The sequence below is a fragment of the Streptomyces roseirectus genome (assembly GCF_014489635.1).
In the GTDB taxonomy this organism is placed as follows: Bacteria; Actinomycetota; Actinomycetes; order Streptomycetales; family Streptomycetaceae; genus Streptomyces; species Streptomyces roseirectus.
The window spans coordinates 1,373,888-1,394,732 of record NZ_CP060828.1 but is presented as its reverse complement, the minus strand read 5'-3'; the positions used below and the strand labels follow the sequence as shown (position 1 = coordinate 1,394,732).

Here is a 20,845-nt window from a genome sequence, read left to right as displayed (position 1 = left end):
CGGCGGGGCGCGACGACCGTCTCCACGCGGGGCATGGGCCTGTTCCCCCTCGCCTCGCCGGCGTACGGCCTTACAGGGGCCGGACGGTTCGGAGCGGGTGTGCTCCATGCCGGGCGCGACGCGTTCGCCGTCACGCCGGTACGGGAAGACGCCGACCGCCGGATCGGCTCGCTCTTCGGTGGCGTCAGCCGGTCGCCGGACGCCATCCGGTTTCCCTGGCCGGGTCGATGCTGCTGAGCCACACCAGCGTTCCGCCGATCAGGCCGGGCTGGTCGCGGCCTGCCAGGGCGGGGGATTCCAGCATGTCGGCCATCTCCTCCAAGTAGGTGACCAGGGTGTCGAGTTCTTCTTCGCCGGGGACTTCGCGGTAACGGGACCAGTGGCCCAGGAAGCCGGTCGTGGTGTCCAGGTAGAGGCCCGAGGTGGTGTCGGCCGGGCCCAGGGAGACCACCGGGATCCGGGTCGGCTCCCAAATCGTGACGCGCTCGTCCTCGGCGCGGGCGTCCTGGTGGGCCTGGGCGTCCGATTTCCGACGGTGGCAGGCGGCCACGGCGTCCAGGTCCATCAGCGCCGCGTTGCCCGGCAGGCAGCCCCGGCCGCCGGCACCGTCGTCACCCGCCGTCAGTGTCCAGAGGGTGCGCAGCGCGAGGGGGATCGGGACGGCGAGGGTGTCCTCCAACGCGGCGAGGGCAGCGGCGCTCGCGCCGGGGCGGAGGGCCGCGTAGGAGTCGGGGGCGTGACGGCGCAGCCACGCGGTGACACGTCCCCACGCGTCGGCGACCTCCCGCACGGTGAGCGCGTCGGCGACAGGGTCCGCCGGCCGGGGCCGCTCCTCCTCCCGCTGCTCCTGCGGCGGGCCGGTTGTAGCGCCGACGGCCGCCCTCAGGAACCGGATCTCGATCCGGTCCGGCTCACGGATGTACCCGACGCTGAGATCAGGACAGTCGTCGAACATACTGCCGTCCACCGCCACATCCAGGATCCCCGGCAACCCCGACGGCCTCCCCCTATCAGGATCATCCACCAACTGCCCCACCAACGCCCTCAGCGCATAAGGCACATCCGCCCCCAGCCGCGCCGCGGTCTCGTGCACGTCCGGCTGGATCTCGACCTTCACGACGCGACACTCCTCACGGGTCGGACGGGGGCCTCACAGAGTAGACCCCGCGCTCACCGGGGAGTCGGGCGGAGGCCGAACGCTTCCTCGTCTCGGAGGGGCTGCCGTCCGAGGGCTTCGGGGACGCTCGCGGGGAAGGCGGAGCGGAAGGCCGGGATCGGTGAACTTGCCGGGGCGGCGAGGGCGGTCGAGGTCGAGGCTCAGGAGTGGCTTGCTGTGCCGGCCCGTCGCTTCCGGCTCCAGGACGCGCCGGCCGTGCTCGAACTGGACCGGCACCGCCTCGGGGTCAGGAGCGCCCGGCAGAACCGGCTGGATCTCATCGCGCGCGGCACGGAGCGTCTGGTGGCGCGGATGACCGCGGCTGCCGAACTGGCCGACGCCGAAGTGCTGTTGCACCTGGCCAAGTCCCCGGCGGTGGTCGGTGCCGCCAGAAGCCTCGGCGACGGCACGCTCGATCGGGCCGCTTCGGTCAGGGGCAGGATCTCCAGCGGGATCGCCGAGCGGGCGCGTCGTCGGGGTGGGGGCGGAAGAGAACGGGGCGAGGGGGAGTGAGGCTGGTGTTCAGGACCGCCGGGCGTCCTCTCCCGGCCCGGTGCGCAGGAGGGCCGTGCCCAGAGGGGTGAGGGTGTGGAAGACCTTGTTGCCGTGGCGGGTCGCAGCCGTGAGGCCCGCCTCGCGGAGGACGGTGGCGTGCTGGCTGGCGGTGGGCGCGGTCATGCCGAGCCGGCGGGCGAGTTCGCCGGTGGAGCAGCCGTCCTCGATGAGGCGCAGGCAGGCGGCCCGGGTCGGCCCGAGGAGGTTCGCGAGGCCGCGCCGGCCGGCGGTGTGGTCGGGGGCGGCCCACCAGCCCGGCGGGCGGGCGATCGGATAGACCAGCACTGGCGGGAGCGCCGGGTCGACGAGGGAGATCGGCAGCCGCCAGCAGAACACCGAGGGGACGAGGACGAGGCCCCGCCCGGCCAGCCGCAGATCCCGGTCCACCGGATAGTCGACCTCCAGCACCGGTGGCCGCCAGCGCACGGTCGGCGCCAGCCCCGCGAGCAGCGCCTCGCTGCCACCGTCCAGCATGTCCCGGGACCGCAGGGCGCGTTCGGCGTCGACGAGGGCCCGCAGCCGGGGCCAGTACGGGGCGAGCGCCGCGCGGTGGTAGGTGCGCAGCGCCTCGCCCAGCTCCTTCAGGGCCTGCGGATCGCCCTCGGCCAGCGGACGCGTCCAGGGCGGCGCGCCCGGCAACGCGGCCACCTCGCGGTGGAGCCGGCGGCGCGGCGTGGACAGCACCGCGTCCAGCCCCGCCTCCAGGCCGTCGGACGCCTCGGCGGGCGTCAGGAAGTCGGGGAAGGCGCCCACCGGCGGCGCCAGCGTGCGCAGCGTCCGCACCACCGCGCACGGCAGCCGGCGCAGCCCCGCCCGCACCTGCGCGCGCCACGGGTCGAACACCGCCCGGCCCTGGGCCGTCGTCAGCACGGCGACGCTGAGCACCGTCTCCCACAGCGGGTCGGGTTCCCGCACGAGTCGGATCCGGGACAGGTCGTCGGCCGTGAAGTGAACCCGAAGCGTCACGCGCGCGCCCCTATCCCCCGTCGGCCGCAGCTCTGGGCCCAGTCTTCACCCCTGCCACGCCGCCGACCAGCCCTTTTAGGCCACCGCTGAACATGGTGGCGCCAAACTCCGCCCGCCCGACAGGCTGGAGCACGAGGACATCGCGCGGACCGTGGCCCCGGCGCCGACCCGGGGCCACCCACCGCTCCCGAGCCGCCCTCGCACCGCCGCCCGCCCGACTCGCGAGCGGGCACGACCCGGCAAACCACGACGCACCAGGCACCACACAACAGGGGAGAAAGCAATGCGCAAGATCATGACGACCGTCGCGGGACTCGCTCTCGCCATGGGAGCCGGCCTCGCCACGGCACCCGCCGCCAGTGCGGCGACGCCCTGTCCGAGCGGGGCACTGTGCATCCGCGAGACGAACGGCACCATCCTGAGCCGCAACATCTTCTACAGCTACGGCGCCCACAACCTCGTCAACGTCACCGGCGACCGGGTCCTGGTCCACAACCAGACCGGCGGCGCGGGCTTCCAGCTCTGCTACGGCTACGACGGCGTCAACTGCAGCGCCGTCGTCCGTCAGACGGGTGAGTTCCTGCCCTACAACATGACGCCGATCAACTCCGTGGTCCTCGTCCGGTGAACGGCTCGTGCCGTGGGCTCCTCCCCATCGGGAGCCCACGGCACGGCACTTCCTCGATCACCGCACGGTTTCGGGCACTTCGGTGCGCTGCGGGACGGCGGCGGGCGTCGCCCGGGGCGGGAGGGTGGTGCCCTCGATGTCGACGTTCGGGGTGATGCGGTCGAGCCAGGCGGGCAGGCGCCAGGCGTGGCGGTCGAGGAGGGCCATCGTCGCGGGGACGAGGGTCATGCGGACGAGGAAGGCGTCGATGAGGACGCCGATGGACAGGGCGAAGCCGATCGACTTGATGATGGGGTCGTGGTTGAAGATGAACCCGCCGAAGACCGCGGCCATGATGAGGGCGGCGGCGCTGACCACCCGCCCGCTGCTCGCCATGCCGTGGGTGACGGACTCGGCGGCGTCACCGGTGTGTTCGTGGTGTTCGCGCATGCGGCTGACGAGGAACACCTCGTAGTCCATGGCGAGTCCGAAGAGGACGCCGATGAGCAGGACCGGGAGGAACGCGGTCACCGGACCGGCCGACGGAATGTCCAACAGCCCGTTGAGATGGCCCTGTTGGAAGACCCACACCGTCACGCCGAGCGACGCGGCGATCGACAGCAGGAACCCGAGCGCCGCCTTCAGCGGGACCAGCACCGACCGGAACGCGACGGTCAGCAGGATCAGCGCGAGGATCACGATCACGGCGATGAACAGGGGCAGCACGTCGGAGAGCTTCGCGGAGACGTCGATCCCGGCCGCCGTCGCGCCCGCGATGTAGAGAGTGCCGCCCGCCTTCGAGACGTCGGGCTCGTGCGCGCGCAGCCGGTGGACCAGGTCGGTCGTGGCGCGGGCGTCCGGACCGGTCTTCGGGACGACGGAGACGACGGAGAGGGTGTTGTCCGCGTTCGGGACGGCCGGGGCGACGGCGGCGACGCCACGGTCGGCGGCGAGGGAGGCGCGCAGGTCGCTCACGGTGGCCGCGCGGTCGGCGACCGGAACGCGGGAGGTGTCGACGACCGCCGTCAGCGTCGCGTTGAACCCGGCGCCGAAGCCCTCGGTGAGCAGGCCGTAGCTCTTGTGCTGGGTGCTGTCGGCGGGCTGCGACGCGAAGCTCGGCAGGCCGAGGCGCAGGTCACGGGCGGGCAGGGCCAGCGCCAACAGCCCGATGGTCCCGGCGATCAGCACGAGCAGCGGCTTGCGGGTGACGGCCTTGGCCCACGCCAACCCCCAGGCACCGGGGGCGCGTTCGGCCGTGCGGCGGGGCCGGCGGGAGGTGCGCTCGCCGGGTGACGTCGAACCCTCGGCGACTCCCGTACGCGCCCGCTTCGGCCGCAGCCGCTCCCCGAGCATCCCCAGCACCGCCGGCACCAGGCTCACCGCCACCAGCACCGCCAGCAGCACGGTCCCGGCGGCGGCCAGCCCCATCACCGTCAGGAACGGGATGCCCGTCACGGCGAGGGCGGCCAGCGCGACGATGACGGTCGCGCCCGCGAAGACGACCGCGCCGCCGGCGGTGGCGACCGCGCGGGCGATGGAGTCGGGGACGTCCTGGTCGGGGTCGGCGAGCTGTTCGCGGTGGCGGGAGATGATGAAGAGGGCGTAGTCGATGCCGACGGCGAGGCCGATCATCAGGGCCAGGACCGTCGCGGTGTTCGTCATCTCCATGAACCCGGAGGCGAACTGGACGCCGAGCACCCCGATCGCCACTCCGACGAGCGCGGTGATCAGCGGCAGCCCGGCCGCGACGAGCGACCCGAGCGCCAGCGCGAGCACGGCGAACGCGACGACGACACCGACGACCTCGGCGGGCCCGCCGACCTCCACCTTCGGCTGCATCGCGCTGCCGCCGAACTCGACGTCCATGCCTGCCCTGCGGGCCTCGGACATCGACGCGGAGAGCGCGTCCTTGGCGCTCTGCGGCACCTGGTCGGCGGCGACCCGGAACTGGACGTCCGCGTAGCCGATCCGCCCGCCCGGTGAGACCGTCTGCTTGCCGACCTGGAGCACGCCGGGTATCGCGGCGGCCTTCTTCAGGCTCGCGCCGAGCGCCGCGCCCGGCGCCGGGTCGGTGAGCTTCGTGCCCCGCGGCGCCGCGAACACGACGCGTGCCGTACCGCCCGCCGCCTGCGGGAACTTCTTCTCCAGCAGGTCCTGGGCCCGCTGCGACTCGATGCCGGGCACCGAGAACTCGTTGGACGGCTTGCCGTGCAGGGTGATCCCGAGGGTGCCGACCACGGCGAGCAGCAGCAGCCAGGCCGCCACGACCCGGCCCCGGTGGCGGGCGGCCCAGCGCGCCCAGTCGTACAGGCGTGACGCCATGTCCGTCTCCGTCCTCTGTGTGTCCATGCGGGAAGAAGGCGCCGGAACATCCCGTCGGCGCCGCTCTCCAGTGCAGCCTAAGGTATTTTTGCAGCAGACTGTAATTTAGCTGTCGGTGGTAAAGTCCGCGTATGGCGAACGAAGGTCTGCGGGAGCGGAGCAAGGCCCGGCGCAGGGAGGCGATCCTGCGGGCGGCGTACCAACTGTTCGCGGAACAGGGCTTCGAGGTGACGACGATCGCGGAGGTCGCGGAACGCGCCGAGGTCTCGGCCCGCACCGTCACGCTGTACTTCCCGTCCAAGCTCGACCTCGCGCTGGACCGCTTCACGTCCATGGCCGACCGGCTGGCCCAGGTGCTGCGCGAACGCCGTCCCGGCCGGCTCGCCGTGGACGCGCTGGAGGACTGGGTGCGCGACAAACTCGCCGACCCCGACGAGCTGGACGACCTCTCCGACCGCATGTTCGACCTGAACCCGCAGCTCAAGGCCGTCGCGAACGCCCGCCTCGCGGACGTCGTGGAGGAGGGCGCCCGTCTCCTCGCGCAGGAACGCGGCGCCGATCCCGGGGACTTCGGCCCGCGCATGGCCGCCGCCGCTGCCGCCGCCGTCATCAGCGAGCTGTGCCACCGGCCGGAGGCGGCCGACATCGACACGGCGATGCGGTTCCTGCGCGCCGGGCTCGCGACACTGCCGGAGCCGGGGGAGGGGTGAGGGGGGGCGCCTACGAGGCCCTGGTTTCTACGGGTCCGTCAGTCCTGAGAGGTACGGGGTGACGCCGGCCCCGCCACCCCCTCGTGGCTCCCCGCGATCCCCGTACACCCCGTAGCACCTCGGAGGGACGACAACGGCTCCACCGGATCGCACGACACCACCGGCGCCGCCGGCGGCAACGGCGTCGGGTCCGGCCGGGTGAGCGCGTCGAGCAGCAGCGTCGTGTAGCGCCGCCACCCCGCCCCGTCCGGATCCATCGTCCACAGCACGCTCATCAGCATGCCGAACAACCGCTGGACGTCCTCGGCGACGAGGTCGGGCCGGATCGCGCCCGCGTCCTGGCAGCGCCGGAAGAGCTGGGCCAGCGCGTCGAGGAACGGCGCGCTCAGTTCGGTGACCAGCGCGCCGGCGTTGTCGGCGGCGGCGAGGGTGTTGCGGTCGCGCGCGGCGAGGGCGAGGGACGCGTCGAAGAGGTCGGCCAGCCCCCGCAGGGGATCGTCGTGGACGAGGGCCCGCTCGATCAGGGGCGCCAGGTTCTCCTCGACGCCCTGTTCGAGCACCGCCCTGACCAGCGCCTCCTTGTTGGGGAACCGCCGGTAGAGCGTCGCGATGCCCACCCCGGCCCGGCGCGCGATCTCATCCAGCATCGCATCGGGCCCGCTCTCCGCGTACACCTCCCGGGCGGCGCGCAGGATCCGCTCGGAGTTGCGTACGGCGTCGGCCCGCAGGCGCCGTGAGGTGGACATGAGGTGAACGGTAGCAGCGGCACCTGGAGGCCGCCCGACCTGCGACGGCGGGACGAGGGTGCCGCCTCGCCCCTGGCGGGGTCACCTCCCGAGCGCCCCGGCCTTCACCCCGGCGCCCGCCCCCTCAGTGCGACTCCCGGCTCACCTCGCTCCCGCTGGACCCCACCAGAAAGTCCAGGTCCGCCCCGGTGTCGGCCTGCAACACGTGGTCCACGTACAGCCGTTCCCAGCCGCGCCGGGGATTCGCGAACCCGGCGACGGTCGCCTTGGCCGGTGCGCGGCGGGCGAGTTCGTCGTCGGGGACGTCGACGTCGATGCGCCGCGCCTCGACGTCCAGCGAGATGTAGTCCCCGGTGCGGACGAGGGCGAGCGGTCCGCCCGCCGCCGCTTCCGGCGCGACGTGCAGGACGACGGTCCCGTACGCCGTCCCGCTCATCCGCCCGTCGCAGACGCGGACCATGTCGCGGACGCCCTGCTCCAGGAGCTTCTTGGGCAGCGGCATGTTGGAGACCTCCGGCATCCCGGGGTACCCCTTGGGTCCGCAACCCCGCAGGACCAGAACGGAGTCGGCGTCGACGTCGAGGTCGGGGTCGTCGACCCGGGCGTGGAAGTCCTCGATGGAGTCGAAGACCAGCGCCCGCCCCCGGTGCCGCAGGAGGTGCGGGGACGCGGCGGCGGGCTTCAACAGGGCGCCGTCCGGGGCGAGATTGCCGCGCAGGACGGCGATCCCGCCCTCGGCGACGAGCGGTTCGGCCCGGGAGCGGATCACCTCGGCGTCCCAGATCGCCGCGTCGTCAAGGTAGTCGACCAGCGGTTCACCGGTGACCGTCAGTGCCTGTGGATCCAGCAGGTCCCGCACCTCGCGCAACACCGCGAGCAGACCCCCGGCCCGGTGGAAGTCCTCCATCAAGTACCGCCCGGCGGGCTGGAGGTCGACCAGCACCGGCACCCGCGACCCGATCCGGTCGAAGTCGTCGAGCGTCAACTCGATCCCCAACCGCCCCGCGATCGCGAGGAGATGGACAACGGCGTTGGTGGAACCGCCGATCGCCGCGAGCGCGACGATCGCGTTGTGGAAGCTCCCCTTCGTCAGGAAGGTCCCCGGCCGCCGGTCGCCCGCGACCATCTCCACCGCCAACTTCCCCGTCCCGTGGGCGGCTTGGAGGAGCCGGCTGTCCGGCGCGGGCGTCCCCGCGAGCCCCGGCACGACCGTCCCGAGCGCTTCGGCGACCAGCGCCATCGTCGACGCCGTCCCCATCGTGTTGCAGTGCCCCTTGCTGCGGATCATCGCCGACTCCGAGCGCGTGAAGTCCGCCTGGGACAGCGTCCCGGCGCGCACCTCCTCCGACAGGCGCCACACGTCGGTGCCGCAGCCGAGGGGACGGCCCCGGAACGTGCCGGTCAGCATGGGCCCGCCGGGGACGACGACCGCCGGCAGGTCGACCGACGCGGCGGCCATCAGCAGCGAGGGGATCGTCTTGTCGCAGCCGCCCAGCAGGACGACGCCGTCGATCGGGTTGGCGCGCAGCATCTCCTCCGTCGCCATCGCCGCCATGTTCCGCCACAGCATCGCCGTCGGACGCACCTGCGTCTCGCCGAGCGACACGACGGGCAGGTCGAGCGGGATGCCGCCCGCCTCGTAGACCCCGTTACGGACCGAGGCGGCGACCTCGTCGAGGTGCGCGTTGCACGGCGTCAGGTCGGACGCCGTGTTGGCGATCGCGATCTGCGGGCGGCCGGTGAACGCGTCGTCCGGGGCACCCCGGCGCATCCACGCCCGGTGGATGTAGGCGTTGCGGTCCTGTCCGTCGTACCACTGAGCGCTGCGGAGCGTCACGATGAAACGCCTTCCAATAATCGACACGCAGGTCTAATCTTTGGAACGCCATGGAGCATACGCAGACGTACGACGGACCGACAGACCCCGGAGCCGACCGGCTCGTGGGCTCGGACCGGGTGCTCGCGGTCCTCAAGGAACTGGCCCGCTACCCCGAGGGCGTCGGCCTCGAAGAGCTGACGCGCGCCATCGGCAGCCCGAAGCCGACCGTGCACCGGGCACTGGGCGCCCTGCGCCGCGCGGGCCTCGCCGACCAGGACGGACCCGGCCGCTACCTGCTGGGGGACGAGTTCCTGCGCATCGCGTTCGCCCACCACGAGGCCCGCCCCGACCACGTCCGCGTCCGCCCGTTCCTCGAAGCGCTCGCCGCGCGGTTCGGGGAGACCGCGCACTACGCCGTCCTCGACGGGCGTGAGGTCGTCTACCGCGCCAAGGTCGACCCGCCGTCTGGCGCGGTCCGGCTCACCTCCACGGTCGGCGGCCGCAACCCCGCCCACACCACCGCCGTCGGAAAGCTGCTGCTGGCACGGGAGTTGACGACCCTCGCGGACGTCGAGGCGTGGATCGGCGCCGACCCGCTGATCCGCCTCACCCCCAACAGCCGTTGCACGGCCGCCGAGTTGCACGCCGAACTGACGCTCACCCGCGAACGCGGCTACGGCGTCGACGACCAGGAGAACGAGACCGGCATCCACTGCCTCGCCCTGCCCGTGTACCTGACCTCGCCGTCCACCCCCTCCGGCGCGGTGAGCGTCAGCGCGCTCGCCTACCGCTCCCCGCTGGCGGCGCTGGTCGACGCCCTCGACGACATCCGTGCCCTGCTGCCGAGTTGACCCCCTCTGGAGACGAACCCCCATGCACCTCATGCGCATCGGAGCCCCCGGCGCCGAGAAGCCCGTAGCCCGCGTCGACGACGACACCTACGTCGAACTCTCCGACGTCGTCACCGACTTCGACGAAGCCTTCTTCGGCTCCGGCGGAATCGACCGCGTCCGCCCGGTGGTTGCCGAACGGATCGCCGCCGGACAGGTCTCCCGGTTCGCCGGCGAGCGGATCGGCGCCCCCATCGCGCGCCCGCACCAGATCCTGTGCATCGGCCTCAACTACCGTGACCACGCGGCCGAGTCGGGCATGGCCGTCCCCGACGAGCCGATCCTGTTCACCAAGTCCCCCAACACCCTGATCGGCCCGAACGACGACGTCCGTATCCCGCGCGGCTCCACCAAGACCGACTGGGAGGTGGAACTCGGCATCGTCATCGGCAGGCGCGCCGGCTACCTCGACTCCGTCGACGACGCCCGCGACGCGATCGCCGGCTACGTCGTCGTCAACGACGTCAGCGAGCGCGCCTTCCAGCTGGAGCGCGGCGGGCAGTGGGCCAAGGGCAAGTCCGCCGAGACGTTCAACCCGGCCGGCCCCTGGCTCGCCACCACCGACGAGATCGACGACGTCCTCGCGCTCGACATGTGGCTCGACGTCAACGGCACCCGCCGCCAGACCGGCAACACCAAGACGATGATCTTCGACCCCTATTTCATCGTCCACTACCTCAGCCAGTTCCTCACCCTCGAACCCGGCGACCTCATCAACACCGGCACCCCGCCCGGCGTCGGCATGGGTCTCACCCCGCCCACCTACCTCAAGCCCGGCGACACCGTGGAACTCGGCATCACCGGCCTCGGCAGCCAGCGCCAGCACGTCATCGCGCCCCGCTGATGCGCGCGTTCGTCCTCACCGCACCGGGCGCCTACGAGGTCGCCGACCTCCCCGCGCCCGAGGCCGCGCCCGGCGAGGTCGTCGTCGACGTCGAACGGGCCGGCGTCTGCGGCACCGACGTGGAGTTCTACACCGGCCACATGGCCTACCTCCACCAGGGCCACGCCGCCTACCCGCTGCGCCCCGGCCACGAGTGGTGCGGACGGGTCGCGCGGGTCGGGCCCGGCGTCGAGAGGGCCTGGCTCGGCCGCCGCGTCATGGGCGACACGATGCTCGGCTGCGGCGACTGCCGCCGCTGCCGGCGCGGCCACCAGCACGTGTGTGAGCGGCGCCAGGAGGTCGGGGTGCGCGGCGGCAGGCCCGGCGCGCTCGCCGAACAACTCGCCGTGCCCGCAAGCTCGTTGCACGCCCTGCCGGACTCCGTGGACGCCGAACTCGGTGCCCTCGTCGAGCCCGGCGGCAACGCCCTGCGCACCGCCCGCGCGACCGGGGCCGGGCCCGGCGACCGGGTCCTGGTCTTCGGGCCCGGCACGATCGGCCTCCTCACCGCGCTGTTCCTGCGGGCCGAGGGCGCCGAGGTCCACCTCCTCGGCGTCACCCCCGAATCCCTCGCCTTCGCCCGCGCCCTGGGCTTCACCCACGTGTGGCAGTCCGTCCCGGACCTGCCGTACGACGCCGTCGTCGACGCCTCCACCGCCGCCCAACTCCCCGAGCGGGCACTGGAAGTGGTGGAACCGGCCGGGCGGCTGGTCTACATCGGGCTGTCCCGTGAACCCAGCCGCATCGACACACGGACGCTCGTCCTGAAGGACGTCACGGTGACGGGGATCCTCTCCGCGTCACCGGGTCTCGGCGAGGCGATCCGCCTCTACGCGGAGGGAGTTGTGGACCCACGCCCGCTGGTCGCGGCGACCGTGGGGCTCGGGGAGACGGGGAACGTCCTCGCCGGGAAGCGGCCCGCCGGCTGCGGTCCGGGGCCCAAGGTGCTGGTGGATCCGGCGAGTTGAGCCCACGGCGTGGGTGCTCGGCCTCTTTGTTTCTACAGTGCTGTAGATTTTGCTCCAGGTTGACCGGGGCAGGCCCGGTGGCCGGCGACAGAGAGCGAGGCGACTCATGTCCGTCGACATGACGAAGGGGCAGCGGATCAGCCTGAACAAGGCGGACGGGGGTGCGCTGACGTCTGTCCGGATGGGGCTCGGCTGGCAGGCCGCGCAGCGCAAGGGGTTCCTGGCGAAGCTCGCCGGGCCCCGGGAGATCGACCTCGACGCGTCGGCGCTGCTGTTCGCGGACGGTCAGCTCGCGGACGTCGTCTTCTTCCAGCACCTCACCAGTGACGACGGTTCCGTGCGGCACCTCGGTGACAACCTCACCGGGGGGAGCGGGGCGGGCGGGGACGACGAGGTCGTCCTCGTGGACCTCGGGCGGGTGCCCGGCCGGGTCGACCAGATCGTGTTCACCGTCAACTCGTTCACCGGGCAGACCTTCGCGGAGGTGGAGAACGCGTTCTGCCGGGTCGTCGACGAGTCGACCGGGCGGGAGCTGGCGCGGTACACGCTCAGCGGGGGTGGCCCCTACACCGCGCAGATCATGGCCAAACTCCACCGGGCGGGCGGCGGTTGGCAGGTCCAGGCGATCGGCGAGGCCGCGACCGGCCGCACCTTCCAGGACCTGCTGCCCGCCGTCTCCGCCCATCTGTGAGGCCAGGGCCTGTGTCGGCTCTCAGTCCCGGGAGTTGCCGAACAGGATGCGGTAGCCGATGAGCAGGACCAGTGAACCGGCGATCGCCGCGCCCCAGGTGTAGAGGTCGAAGAAGTCCTTCACCACCGGGCGGTCGAGGAACCTCGCGGACAGCCAGCCGCCGATGAAGGCGCCCGCTATGCCGATCAGCGTGGTGCCGATGAAGCCGCCCGGGTCACGGCCGGGCAGCAGGATCTTGGCGATCGCTCCGGCGAACAGGCCCAGGATGATCCAGCCGAGAATGCCCACGTTGTTGACCTCCGTCGGGGCCGGCGGACGGCGTCGCGCCACCGGCGTCGAGAATTGCGTACTTGCGCAATCCTATGATCATTCTTGCCGACCCGGCCAGGCCCGCAGGCCCCTTGATGCAGCCCCGTCGAGCCCCTGTCACACGCCCGGGACATTGCGACACCCGTAGTACCGCCGTAATCCGTACCCCGTCATACCTGAGGAGGAGGCGCGGCCCCGCGACTGGTGCCGTCGCACCAGGGCCGATTGCCCGTAGGGGCACGATGCCCACAGGGGGTGCCAGGAGCGAGTCTGGTCAGGTTCCCGCACCCTGACCTGGAGAGCGCTTTTTCCGTGGCTACCTTTCTCTATCGCCTGGGCCGTACGGCCTTCCGGCGGCGCTGGCTCGTCGTGCTGTTGTGGGCCGTACTGCTCGGCGGCCTCGGCGCGGGAGCCGCGACGGCGCCCGCGGCCGACGACAGCGGCACCTCGTTCATGCCCGGCATCGAGGCGCAGAAGGCGAACGACCTGATCGGCGACCGCTTCCCGGGCCGCGACTCCGACGGGGCCTACGCCCGCGTCGTGTTCGTCGCCCCCAAGGGCGAGAAGCTGACCCAGGACGGCCACCGCGCGGCGATCGACAAGCTCGTCGACGAGGCGGGCGACGGCTCGAAGGTCGAGTCGGCCGTCAGCCCCTTCGCGGCGGGAGCCGTCAGCGAGGACGCGACGACGGCGTACGCGCAGGTCACCTACAAGGTGAAGGCCGACGACCTGACCGCCGCCGACAAGAGCGCCCTGGAGAAGGCCATCGGCCAGGCCCGGGACACGGGGCTGACCGTCGAGGTCGGCGGCACCGCCCTCTCCTCGACCCCCGCGGCCGGGGGCGCCTCGGAGATCGTCGGCGTCGCGATCGCCGCCGTCGTCCTGCTCATCACCTTCGGCTCCCTCGCCGCCGCCGGACTGCCGCTGCTCACCGCGATGATCGGCGTCGGCGTCAGCATGGCCGCGATCATGGCCGTCGGCAGCCTCTTCGGGCTGACGGCCACCACCGGCACCCTCGCGACGATGCTCGGCCTCGCCGTCGGCATCGACTACGCCCTGTTCGTCGTCTCCCGCTACCGCGAGGAGCGCGCGGCAGGCAAGCAGCCCGCCGAGGCCGCCGGGGTCGCCGTCGGCACCGCCGGCAGCGCGGTCGTGTTCGCCGGGCTCACGGTGATCATCGCGCTGGCCGGGCTGTCCGTCGTCGGCGTGCCGATGCTGACCAAGATGGGGCTGTGCGCGGCCGGTGCCGTCGTCGTCGGCGTCCTCGTCGCCCTCACGCTCGTGCCCGCGCTGCTCGGCATGTGGCCGAACGCGACGCTGTCCCGCGCGGTGCGCCGCGGCAAGGTCCCGCGCGGCGGCGGTGAGAACGGCGGTTCGCGGTGGGCGCGGTTCGTGCTGCGGCGGCCGGTGCCGGTGCTGCTCGCCTGCGTCGCCGGGCTCGGTGTGATCGCGATCCCGGCCGCGCACCTCGAACTCGGCATGCCGGGCGACGAGGCGAAGCCGACCTCGACGACCGAGCGGCGCGCGTACGACGACCTCGCGCAGGGGTTCGGGCCCGGCTTCAACGGGCCGCTGACCGTCGTCGTCGACGCGAAGGGCGTGGCCGACCCGAAGAGCGCGGCCGGTGAGATCGCCGCGCGGCTCAAGGACACGAAGGGCGTCGTCTCCGTCTCCGAACCCCGCTTCAACCAGGCCGGTGACACCGCCCTGTTCTCCGCCGTGCCGTCCACCGGGCCCAACGACGAATCGACCAAGAGCCTCGTCCAGCACATCCGCGGCGAGCGGCCGGCGCTGGAGAAGGAGACCGGCGCGACCTTCGAGGTGACCGGGTCGACGGCCATGAACATCGACATCGCCCAGGCCCTCCAGAACGCACTGCTGCCCTACCTCGCGGTCATCATCGGCCTCGCGCTGGTCCTGTTGCTGCTGGTGTTCCGTTCGGTGCTCGTGCCCGTCAAGGCCGCGTTCGGGTTCCTGCTGTCGGTGCTCGCCTCGCTCGGCGCGGTCGTCGCCGTCTTCCAGTGGGGCTGGGGCGCCTCCCTCATCGGCGTCGAGCAGACCGGGCCGATCATGAGCCTCATGCCGATCTTCCTCGTCGGCATCGTGTTCGGGCTCGCGATGGACTACGAGGTGTTCCTCGTCGCCCGCATGCGGGAGGCGTACGCGCACGGTGAACCCGCCATGTCCGCCGTGACCAGCGGGTTCCGGCACAGCGCGCGCGTCGTGGTGGCCGCCGCCGTCATCATGATCGCCGTGTTCTCCGGCTTCATCGGGGCCGGCGAGTCGATGATCAAGACGATCGGCTTCGGCCTCGCCATCGCCGTCCTCTTCGACGCGTTCGTGGTCCGCATGGCGCTCGTTCCGGCCGTGCTCGCGCTCCTCGGCGACCGCGCGTGGTGGCTGCCCGGGTGGCTGGCCCGCGTGCTGCCCCGCGTGGACGTCGAGGGAACGGGCCTGCGGACCGGGGAGGCCGAGGGGGCGCGGGAGACGGAGACTGTGCGGGTGTGAGGCCGAGGGGGTAGGGCGGTCCCTCGCGAGTCGTACGGGGCTCGGCCGCCGTGCGCGGCGTACGGGGCCGTCCCCCGGAAGTACTACGGGTCTCAGCCGCCCGTACCCCCGCCGGGCCGTCCCTCCGAAGTCGTACGGGACGGCCCCTACCCCCTCAGGACAGGCCCCCTACCCCTCAGGTCTGACACCATGATCCCCCGCCCGACGATCCCTCCCCCGGAGCCCCTTCCGTGAACCTCCAACGGCGTCTGCACGCCCCCACGGCCGAGGTCTGGCTGATGGCGCTGGCCATCGCCGCGAGCGTCGGCGGCACCGCGCTGAGCGCCGGGTGGAGTTTCGGCGTGGGGCGGCTGCTGCCCGCCGGGATCCTCGCGACCGTCGCCGGCGTCGCCCTGCCCTGGCGCCACCAGCGCCCCCTGGCCGTCGTCGCGCTCACCACGGCGTGCGGCATGGGCCAGGGCCTCCTCGGGATGCTGGTCACCCCGATCCTGACGGCCCCGATGACCATCGCCCTCTACTCCGTCGGCGTCCGCGAGGACATCAGGACCCGCAGGGCCGGCGCCCTGATCGCCGGGACCGGCATGCTGATCACCGGCACCGTGCTGACCCTGAGCCGGAAAGAGTTCTTCCTCAGCATCGTCAACCCCGTCTCCTGGGCCATGCTGCCGATCGCCTTCGGCAGCTACGTCCAGGTGCGCCGCGCCCTGGCCGCCTCCCGCGCCGAACAGGCCGAACGCGCCAAGGAGGAGGAGGCGCACCGGCGCGTCATCGAGGAGCGCATGCGCATCGCCCGCGAACTGCACGACGTCGTCGCCCACCACCTCGCCCTCGCCAACGCCCAGGCCGGCACCGCCGCCCACCTCAAGCGCACCGACCCCGAGCAGGCGTTCGCGATCCTGGACCAGCTCTCCGGCACGACGGCGTCGGCGCTGCGCGAGCTGAAGGCGACCGTGAGCGTCCTGCGCCAGGAGTCCGACGAGCGGAACCTGGCCCCCGCACCCGGCCTGGCCCGCCTCCCCGACCTCACCGCCGCCTGCGCCGCGGCCGGCCTGAAGGTGGGCGTCGAGACCGACGGCGACGCACGGGACCTGTCGCCCGCCGTCGACGTCACCGCCTACCGCATCGTCCAGGAGGCCCTGACCAACGTCACCAAGCACGCCGCCCGCCCCGAGGCCGAGGTACGCCTCGCCTACACCGACCGGTACCTGACCCTGACCGTCCGCAACGCCCTCGGCCCGGCCGCCGTCGCCGCCGGACGCGGCTACGGCCTCACCGGCATGCGCGAACGCGCCCTCGCCGTCGGCGGCACCTTCCACGCCGGACGACGCCCCGGCGGCGTCTTCGAAGTAGCCTGCACGCTCCCCCTGCACCACCGCGACCCCGACGAAGGCAAGGCCCCATGACCACGCGCGTCCTCCTCGCCGACGACCAGGCCCTCCTGCGCGCCACCTTCCGCATCCTCGTCGACTCCGACCCCGGCATGACGGTCGTCGCCGAGGCCGCCGACGGCCGCGAAGCCGTCGACCTGACCCGCGCGCACGCCCCCGACGTCGTCGTCATGGACATCCGCATGCCCGGCACGGACGGCCTCGCCGCCACGGCCGAGATCTGCGCGGACGACTCCCTGTCCGCGACCCACGTCCTGATCCTGACGACCTTCGAGGACGACGAGAACGTGGCCCGTGCCCTGCGCGCGGGCGCCGGCGGGTTCCTCGGCAAGGACGTCGGCCCGGACGTCCTCCTCGCGGGCATCCGCACGGTCGCGGCGGGCGAGTCCCTGCTGTCCCCGACGGCCACCCGCACCCTCATCACCCGCTTCCTCGCCACCCCCGACCCGGCCGAGGCCCTGGCCCCGCCGGCCCTCCTGAAGACCCTGACCGACCGCGAACGCGAGGTCATGGCGCTGGCGGCCCTCGGCAGGTCGAACACGGAGATCGCCGAGCAACTGGTCCTCAGCCACCTCACCGTCCGCAGCCACATCCAGCGCGCGATGACGAAGCTGCACGCCCGCGACCGGGCCCAACTCGTCGTCATCGCCTACCAGTCGGGGCTGGTGGAGGCCCGCCCTCCGGAGCGCTGACCGGAGGGCGGGCCGGCGTGTCAGTGGTCCCAGACCGCCGGCACGAAACGGAACGCGTCGCCGTCGGCCGCCACATGGCACACGGACGGGAACGGAAGGTGGGTGGCCACCAGTTGCTCCCCGCGTGCCGCCAGCTCCGTCAGGAGGCGGACGCGGACCCGGGCCGAGCCCTCGGGGTCGTGGTCGAACCCGTTGTGCCACCCGGGATGGGCGGAACCGGGCTGGAACACGGCGTCACCCGCGAACGTCAGCCGGTCGCCGCCGGACTCCAGACGCACGACGCTGTGCCCGGGGGTGTGACCGCCGGTCCGCTGGACCAACACCCCCGGCGCCACCTCCCGTTCCGTCTCGAACGGCCGCAACTGCCCCCGGTACACGTCCAGGAACCGCGCCGCCGTCGTGCGCAGCACCTCCGGCACCGGCGTCGGCATGACGGTGCGCGAGAAGTCGGGCGAGCCCCAGAACTCCGCCTCGGCGGCCGCCAGATGAACCCGCAGGTCCGGCCGGAGCCGGCCCCGCAGCCCCTCCACGAGCAGCCCGCCGACGTGGTCCATGTGCAGGTGCGTGAGCACCACGTCGGTCACGGACGCCGGATCGATCCCGGCGGCGTCCAGCCGTGCGGCGAGCTGTCCGGCGCGGGGGAACCCCGGGAACTCCGTCCCCAGCCCCGAGTCGACCAGCACGGTCCGGTCGCCGCTGCGCACCACCGCCACGTTCAGCGGCCAGTCGCACACCTCCGGCGGCAGGAACATCTCGTCGAGCCACGCGGCGAGTTCGGGGCCGGGCACGTTGGTGGCCAGCGTCGACGTGGTGATCGGCAGCACCCCGTCGCTGATCACCATCACATCGATGTCCCCCACCTTCAGCGCGTACCGCGACGGAACCAAGTCGATCTGACTCATCGGGTTCTCCCTCTGCAGAGCGTCGGCCGGGGACACCGACCGCGCGATGTCCCCTCGCCCCTATGAACCGGACGCCACCCCGTTCCGTGACAGCGCTCCGGTGGCGGGCGCCGTCGAATCGGCCGGACGTTCGGTCGTTCGTCGGCGCGGGTGATCCGGCGGGAGGCGGCGCCACCCGGCGCGAGGGTGACGCGTTGGGGACCGTGACGCCAGTGCAGTGACGGTTCTGCAACCGGGCCGCCGAACGGCTCCCGACCCCGGTCCCCTGGCGTCACGCTCGCGAACACGCAGGTCACGGTATGGAGAGTTACGACGTGTGGACATGTGCCGAGATCTCCGGGACGCTGCCCGCCCCCCGGCGCGGCCGACCGGTCGACGGAGGTCTGCTCGGCCGGGAGACGGAACTGACCCGGCTGCGCGCGGCCCTCGCGGGACACCGCCTGGTCACGGTCACGGGCGCCGCAGGCATGGGCAAGAGCCGCCTGGCCGGGGCGGCGGTGGGCACGGGAGCCGCGGTGTGGGTGGGGGAGGACGGCGACGGCGCCGGGGGCGCGGGCGCGGGCGGGCTGGCGGAACGGGTGGCGCGGGCGCTGGACGCGGCGGGGTTCGGCGAGGCGGTCGTACGGGCCGCCGACCCGGCCGGACATTCCCGCCCCCGCTCCGGTGAGGCGATCACGGGAGCCGGTGACCCGGCCGGACGCCCCCGCTCCGGTGAGGCGATCACGGGAGCCGGTGACCCGGCCGGACAGCTCAGCTCCGGCGAGGCGACCGTACGAGTCGGTGATCCGGCTGGAAGCCCCCGCTCCGGTGAGGCGACCGTGCGAGTCGGCGACCCCGCCGGATACCCCCGGCTCGGCGAGGCGATCACGGGAGCCGGCGACCCGGCCGGACAGCTCAGCTCCGGTGAGGCGACCGTACGAGTCGGTGATCCGGCTGGAAGCCCCCGCTCCGGTGAGGCGACCGTGCGAGTCGGCGACCCCGCCGGATGCCCCCGGCTCGGCGAGGTGATCACGGGAGCCGGCGACCCCGCCGGACACCCCCGCCCCGGCGAGACGGCCCCCCGCGCCCGGCGTACGCCGGAGCATCCGACCCCGGCGCGTCCGTACGCCGACCCCGGCACCGCGCTGCGGGCCCTCCCCGCCCTCCCTGCCCCGCACCCCCTCCTCGTCCTCGACGGCGTCGACCCGGTCCACGCCGAGTGCGTCGGCCTCGTCCAGCGGCTCCTGATGGCCGTCCCGGCGCTGAGGATCCTCGTCACGGCGCGCACGGCGCTCGGGCTGGGGGACGAACACGTCCTGAAGCTGGGCGCGTTGAGCGCGGACGGCCCGGCGGTGGACCTGTTCCTGAGCCGGGCCCGCACCGCGACGGGCCGTGAACTCGACTGCGACGGCGAGGAGTTGGCGGAGGCGAGGAGGATCTGCCGGCTCCTGGAGGGCGTCCCGCTGGCCATCGAACTCGCCGCGAGCCAGCTCACCCGCCACTCTGTCCGCGACCTCGCCGCACGGCTGGAGCGCGACCAGTGCTGGCTCACCGGCCCCCACCCCGGCCCCCGCCGGCACCGTTCGCTGCGGGACGCGGTCGGCGCCGGATACCGGCTGTGCGAACGGGAGTCGAGGGTCGTCTGGGCGCGGGCCAGCGTCTTCGCGGGCTCCTTCACCGAGGCCACGGCCGTCTTCCTGTGCGCGGGCGCGGGCGTCGAGCCGTACCAAGTCCCGGGCCTGCTCGCGCGGTTGGCGGCGTCGGGGGTGCTGGAGACACTGGGCGAGCACGGCGGACCGCGCCCGTCCCGCTACCGGATGACGCGCGCCGCACGGGACTTCGGCGCCGAACGCCTGCGCGCGGCGGGCGAGTCGGCGGTCGCGCACGAACGGCACGCCCTGCACTTCCGGCGCGTCGCGGCCGTCGCCGAGAACCTGTGGTCGAGCGGGCAGCAGCGGCAGGCGGTCCAGCTCGTGCGCGACGAGTACGACGACCTCACGGCCCTCGTCCGCAGGGCGCGTTCCCGCCCCGGACAGGTCGAGGCCGCGCTGGAGGCCGTCGTCCACCTGTGGTTCTGGTGGGCCGTCCACGGCCACGCGGCGCAGGGCCACGCCCACCTGCGCGGGCTGCTGCCCCTGACCGAGCCCGACAGCCCGCTGCTGCCGCGCGCCCTGTGGCTCATGGCCTGGCTCGGCACCGGTGACCCCGAGACGGCCCGTGAGCTGCTGGGGCGGGCCTGGACCGGCGCGGTCCTCGCGGGCGACGGCGCGACGGTCGGCCGCATCGCCCACGTCGAGGGCCTGCTGGCCTGGCGTGAGCACTCCCTCGCCGCCGCCGAGTCCTGCTTCGCCCAGGCCGCCGACCTGATCCCGCCGGACGCGCCCGGCGGACCCGCCCCCGCCGTCAGCCTCGCGGCCCTCGCGATCGTCCAGTCGTCCACCGCGCCCCGCAAGGCGCGCCGCACGGCCCACCGCGCCCTCGCCGGGCCCGGCGCCGCCGCCGACACCTGGTCGACGCTGCTGTCCCGCTACGCCCTCGCCGTCACCGACCACCCCGCCCACCCGTCGCGCACCTGGCACCGCGCCCGCCGCGCCCTCGCCACGGTCGACACACGCGTGGACGCGCCCCAGGGGACGGCGGCGCTGCTGCGGCTCATCGCGGACGTGGAGCGCGGACGGGCCGGGGACGGGGGGTTCGGGGCGTTCGTCCCGGCGTTCACGGGGACGCTGCCCCTCTCGCGGGCGGTGCGGTGAA

Annotated in this window: 18 protein-coding genes; 11 read left to right on the top strand and 7 right to left on the bottom strand. The window is 73.3% G+C overall.

Going from position 1 to position 20,845, the window contains the following annotated elements:
- Positions 1 to 184: 184 nt before the first annotated feature.
- Positions 185 to 1,117: an SMI1/KNR4 family protein gene (locus IAG44_RS05700; protein ID WP_187746032.1), complete on the bottom strand. Its 933-nt coding sequence runs from the start codon at positions 1,115 to 1,117 to the stop codon at positions 185 to 187.
- 216 nt (positions 1,118 to 1,333) lie between these two features.
- On the opposite strand from IAG44_RS05700, the gene IAG44_RS05695 reads away from it, so the two are divergent.
- Positions 1,334 to 1,669 carry a hypothetical protein gene (locus IAG44_RS05695; protein WP_187746031.1) on the top strand — a complete coding sequence of 112 codons (336 nt, stop codon included), beginning with the start codon at positions 1,334 to 1,336 and terminating at the stop codon, positions 1,667 to 1,669.
- Positions 1,670 to 1,678: 9 nt separating this feature from the next.
- On the opposite strand, the gene IAG44_RS05690 is transcribed toward IAG44_RS05695, so the two are convergent.
- On the bottom strand, positions 1,679 to 2,677 hold the full coding sequence (locus tag IAG44_RS05690; RefSeq protein WP_187746030.1) for an ArsR/SmtB family transcription factor: 999 nt from the start codon (positions 2,675 to 2,677) through the stop codon (positions 1,679 to 1,681).
- Between the two features lie 283 nt (positions 2,678 to 2,960).
- Between IAG44_RS05690 and IAG44_RS05685 the strand changes: the two genes are divergently transcribed.
- On the top strand, positions 2,961 to 3,305 hold the full coding sequence (locus tag IAG44_RS05685) for a hypothetical protein (protein ID WP_187746029.1): 345 nt from the start codon (positions 2,961 to 2,963) through the stop codon (positions 3,303 to 3,305).
- Between the two features lie 57 nt (positions 3,306 to 3,362).
- Here the strand turns inward: IAG44_RS05685 and IAG44_RS05680 are convergent, their stop codons facing one another.
- Entirely contained in the window at positions 3,363 to 5,606 is a 2,244-nt protein-coding gene (locus IAG44_RS05680) for an MMPL family transporter (protein WP_187746028.1), read from the bottom strand.
- 131 nt (positions 5,607 to 5,737) lie between these two features.
- Between IAG44_RS05680 and IAG44_RS05675 the strand changes: the two genes are divergently transcribed.
- On the top strand, positions 5,738 to 6,316 hold the full coding sequence (locus tag IAG44_RS05675) for a TetR/AcrR family transcriptional regulator (protein WP_187746027.1): 579 nt from the start codon (positions 5,738 to 5,740) through the stop codon (positions 6,314 to 6,316).
- A 38-nt stretch (positions 6,317 to 6,354) separates the two neighbouring features.
- Here IAG44_RS05675 and IAG44_RS05670 read toward each other — a convergent pair whose 3' ends face one another.
- Both IAG44_RS05670 and IAG44_RS05665 read right to left on the bottom strand, forming a co-directional pair.
- Entirely contained in the window at positions 6,355 to 7,062 is a 708-nt protein-coding gene (locus tag IAG44_RS05670) for a TetR/AcrR family transcriptional regulator (RefSeq protein WP_187746026.1), read from the bottom strand.
- 124 nt (positions 7,063 to 7,186) lie between these two features.
- Positions 7,187 to 8,899 (bottom strand): IlvD/Edd family dehydratase, encoded by a 1,713-nt coding sequence (locus IAG44_RS05665; RefSeq protein ID WP_187746025.1) that lies wholly within the window; start codon positions 8,897 to 8,899, stop codon positions 7,187 to 7,189.
- 50 nt (positions 8,900 to 8,949) lie between these two features.
- On the opposite strand from IAG44_RS05665, the gene IAG44_RS05660 reads away from it, so the two are divergent.
- The 4 genes from IAG44_RS05660 to IAG44_RS05645 all read left to right on the top strand — a co-directional run bounded on the left by IAG44_RS05660 (position 8,950) and on the right by IAG44_RS05645 (position 12,313).
- On the top strand, positions 8,950 to 9,732 hold the full coding sequence (locus IAG44_RS05660; RefSeq protein WP_187746024.1) for an IclR family transcriptional regulator: 783 nt from the start codon (positions 8,950 to 8,952) through the stop codon (positions 9,730 to 9,732).
- A 22-nt stretch (positions 9,733 to 9,754) separates the two neighbouring features.
- Positions 9,755 to 10,615: a fumarylacetoacetate hydrolase family protein gene (locus IAG44_RS05655; RefSeq protein WP_187746023.1), complete on the top strand. Its 861-nt coding sequence runs from the start codon at positions 9,755 to 9,757 to the stop codon at positions 10,613 to 10,615.
- Complete coding sequence (locus IAG44_RS05650) at positions 10,615 to 11,622, top strand: zinc-dependent alcohol dehydrogenase (protein WP_187746022.1); 1,008 nt, start codon at positions 10,615 to 10,617, stop codon at positions 11,620 to 11,622. The genes IAG44_RS05655 and IAG44_RS05650 overlap by 1 nt, the downstream gene beginning before the upstream one ends.
- A 106-nt stretch (positions 11,623 to 11,728) precedes the next feature.
- Positions 11,729 to 12,313 (top strand): TerD family protein, encoded by a 585-nt coding sequence (locus IAG44_RS05645; RefSeq protein ID WP_187746021.1) that lies wholly within the window; start codon positions 11,729 to 11,731, stop codon positions 12,311 to 12,313.
- Between the two features lie 21 nt (positions 12,314 to 12,334).
- On the opposite strand, the gene IAG44_RS05640 is transcribed toward IAG44_RS05645, so the two are convergent.
- Entirely contained in the window at positions 12,335 to 12,601 is a 267-nt protein-coding gene (locus IAG44_RS05640; protein WP_187746020.1) for a GlsB/YeaQ/YmgE family stress response membrane protein, read from the bottom strand.
- 333 nt (positions 12,602 to 12,934) lie between these two features.
- Here IAG44_RS05640 and IAG44_RS05635 point away from each other — a divergent pair, with 333 nt between their 5' ends.
- From IAG44_RS05635 to IAG44_RS05625, 3 genes are all read left to right on the top strand, one after another.
- On the top strand, positions 12,935 to 15,130 hold the full coding sequence (locus tag IAG44_RS05635) for an MMPL family transporter (RefSeq protein WP_187746019.1): 2,196 nt from the start codon (positions 12,935 to 12,937) through the stop codon (positions 15,128 to 15,130).
- A gap of 230 nt (positions 15,131 to 15,360) precedes the next feature.
- A complete protein-coding gene (locus IAG44_RS05630; RefSeq protein ID WP_246561518.1) occupies positions 15,361 to 16,533 on the top strand; it encodes a sensor histidine kinase in 1,173 nt (390 codons plus the stop codon).
- Positions 16,530 to 17,210, top strand: coding sequence for a response regulator transcription factor (locus IAG44_RS05625; protein WP_187746018.1), 681 nt, complete (start codon positions 16,530 to 16,532; stop codon positions 17,208 to 17,210). Before IAG44_RS05630 ends, IAG44_RS05625 begins: the two co-directional genes overlap by 4 nt.
- Before the next feature lie 20 nt (positions 17,211 to 17,230).
- Here IAG44_RS05625 and IAG44_RS05620 read toward each other — a convergent pair whose 3' ends face one another.
- Positions 17,231 to 18,112, bottom strand: a complete 882-nt coding sequence (locus IAG44_RS05620) for an MBL fold metallo-hydrolase (RefSeq protein WP_187746017.1) — start codon at positions 18,110 to 18,112, stop codon at positions 17,231 to 17,233.
- A gap of 299 nt (positions 18,113 to 18,411) precedes the next feature.
- Here IAG44_RS05620 and IAG44_RS05615 point away from each other — a divergent pair, with 299 nt between their 5' ends.
- Positions 18,412 to 20,844, top strand: coding sequence for a hypothetical protein (locus IAG44_RS05615; RefSeq protein WP_187746016.1), 2,433 nt, complete (start codon positions 18,412 to 18,414; stop codon positions 20,842 to 20,844).
- The last annotated feature ends 1 nt before the right edge of the window (position 20,845 follow it).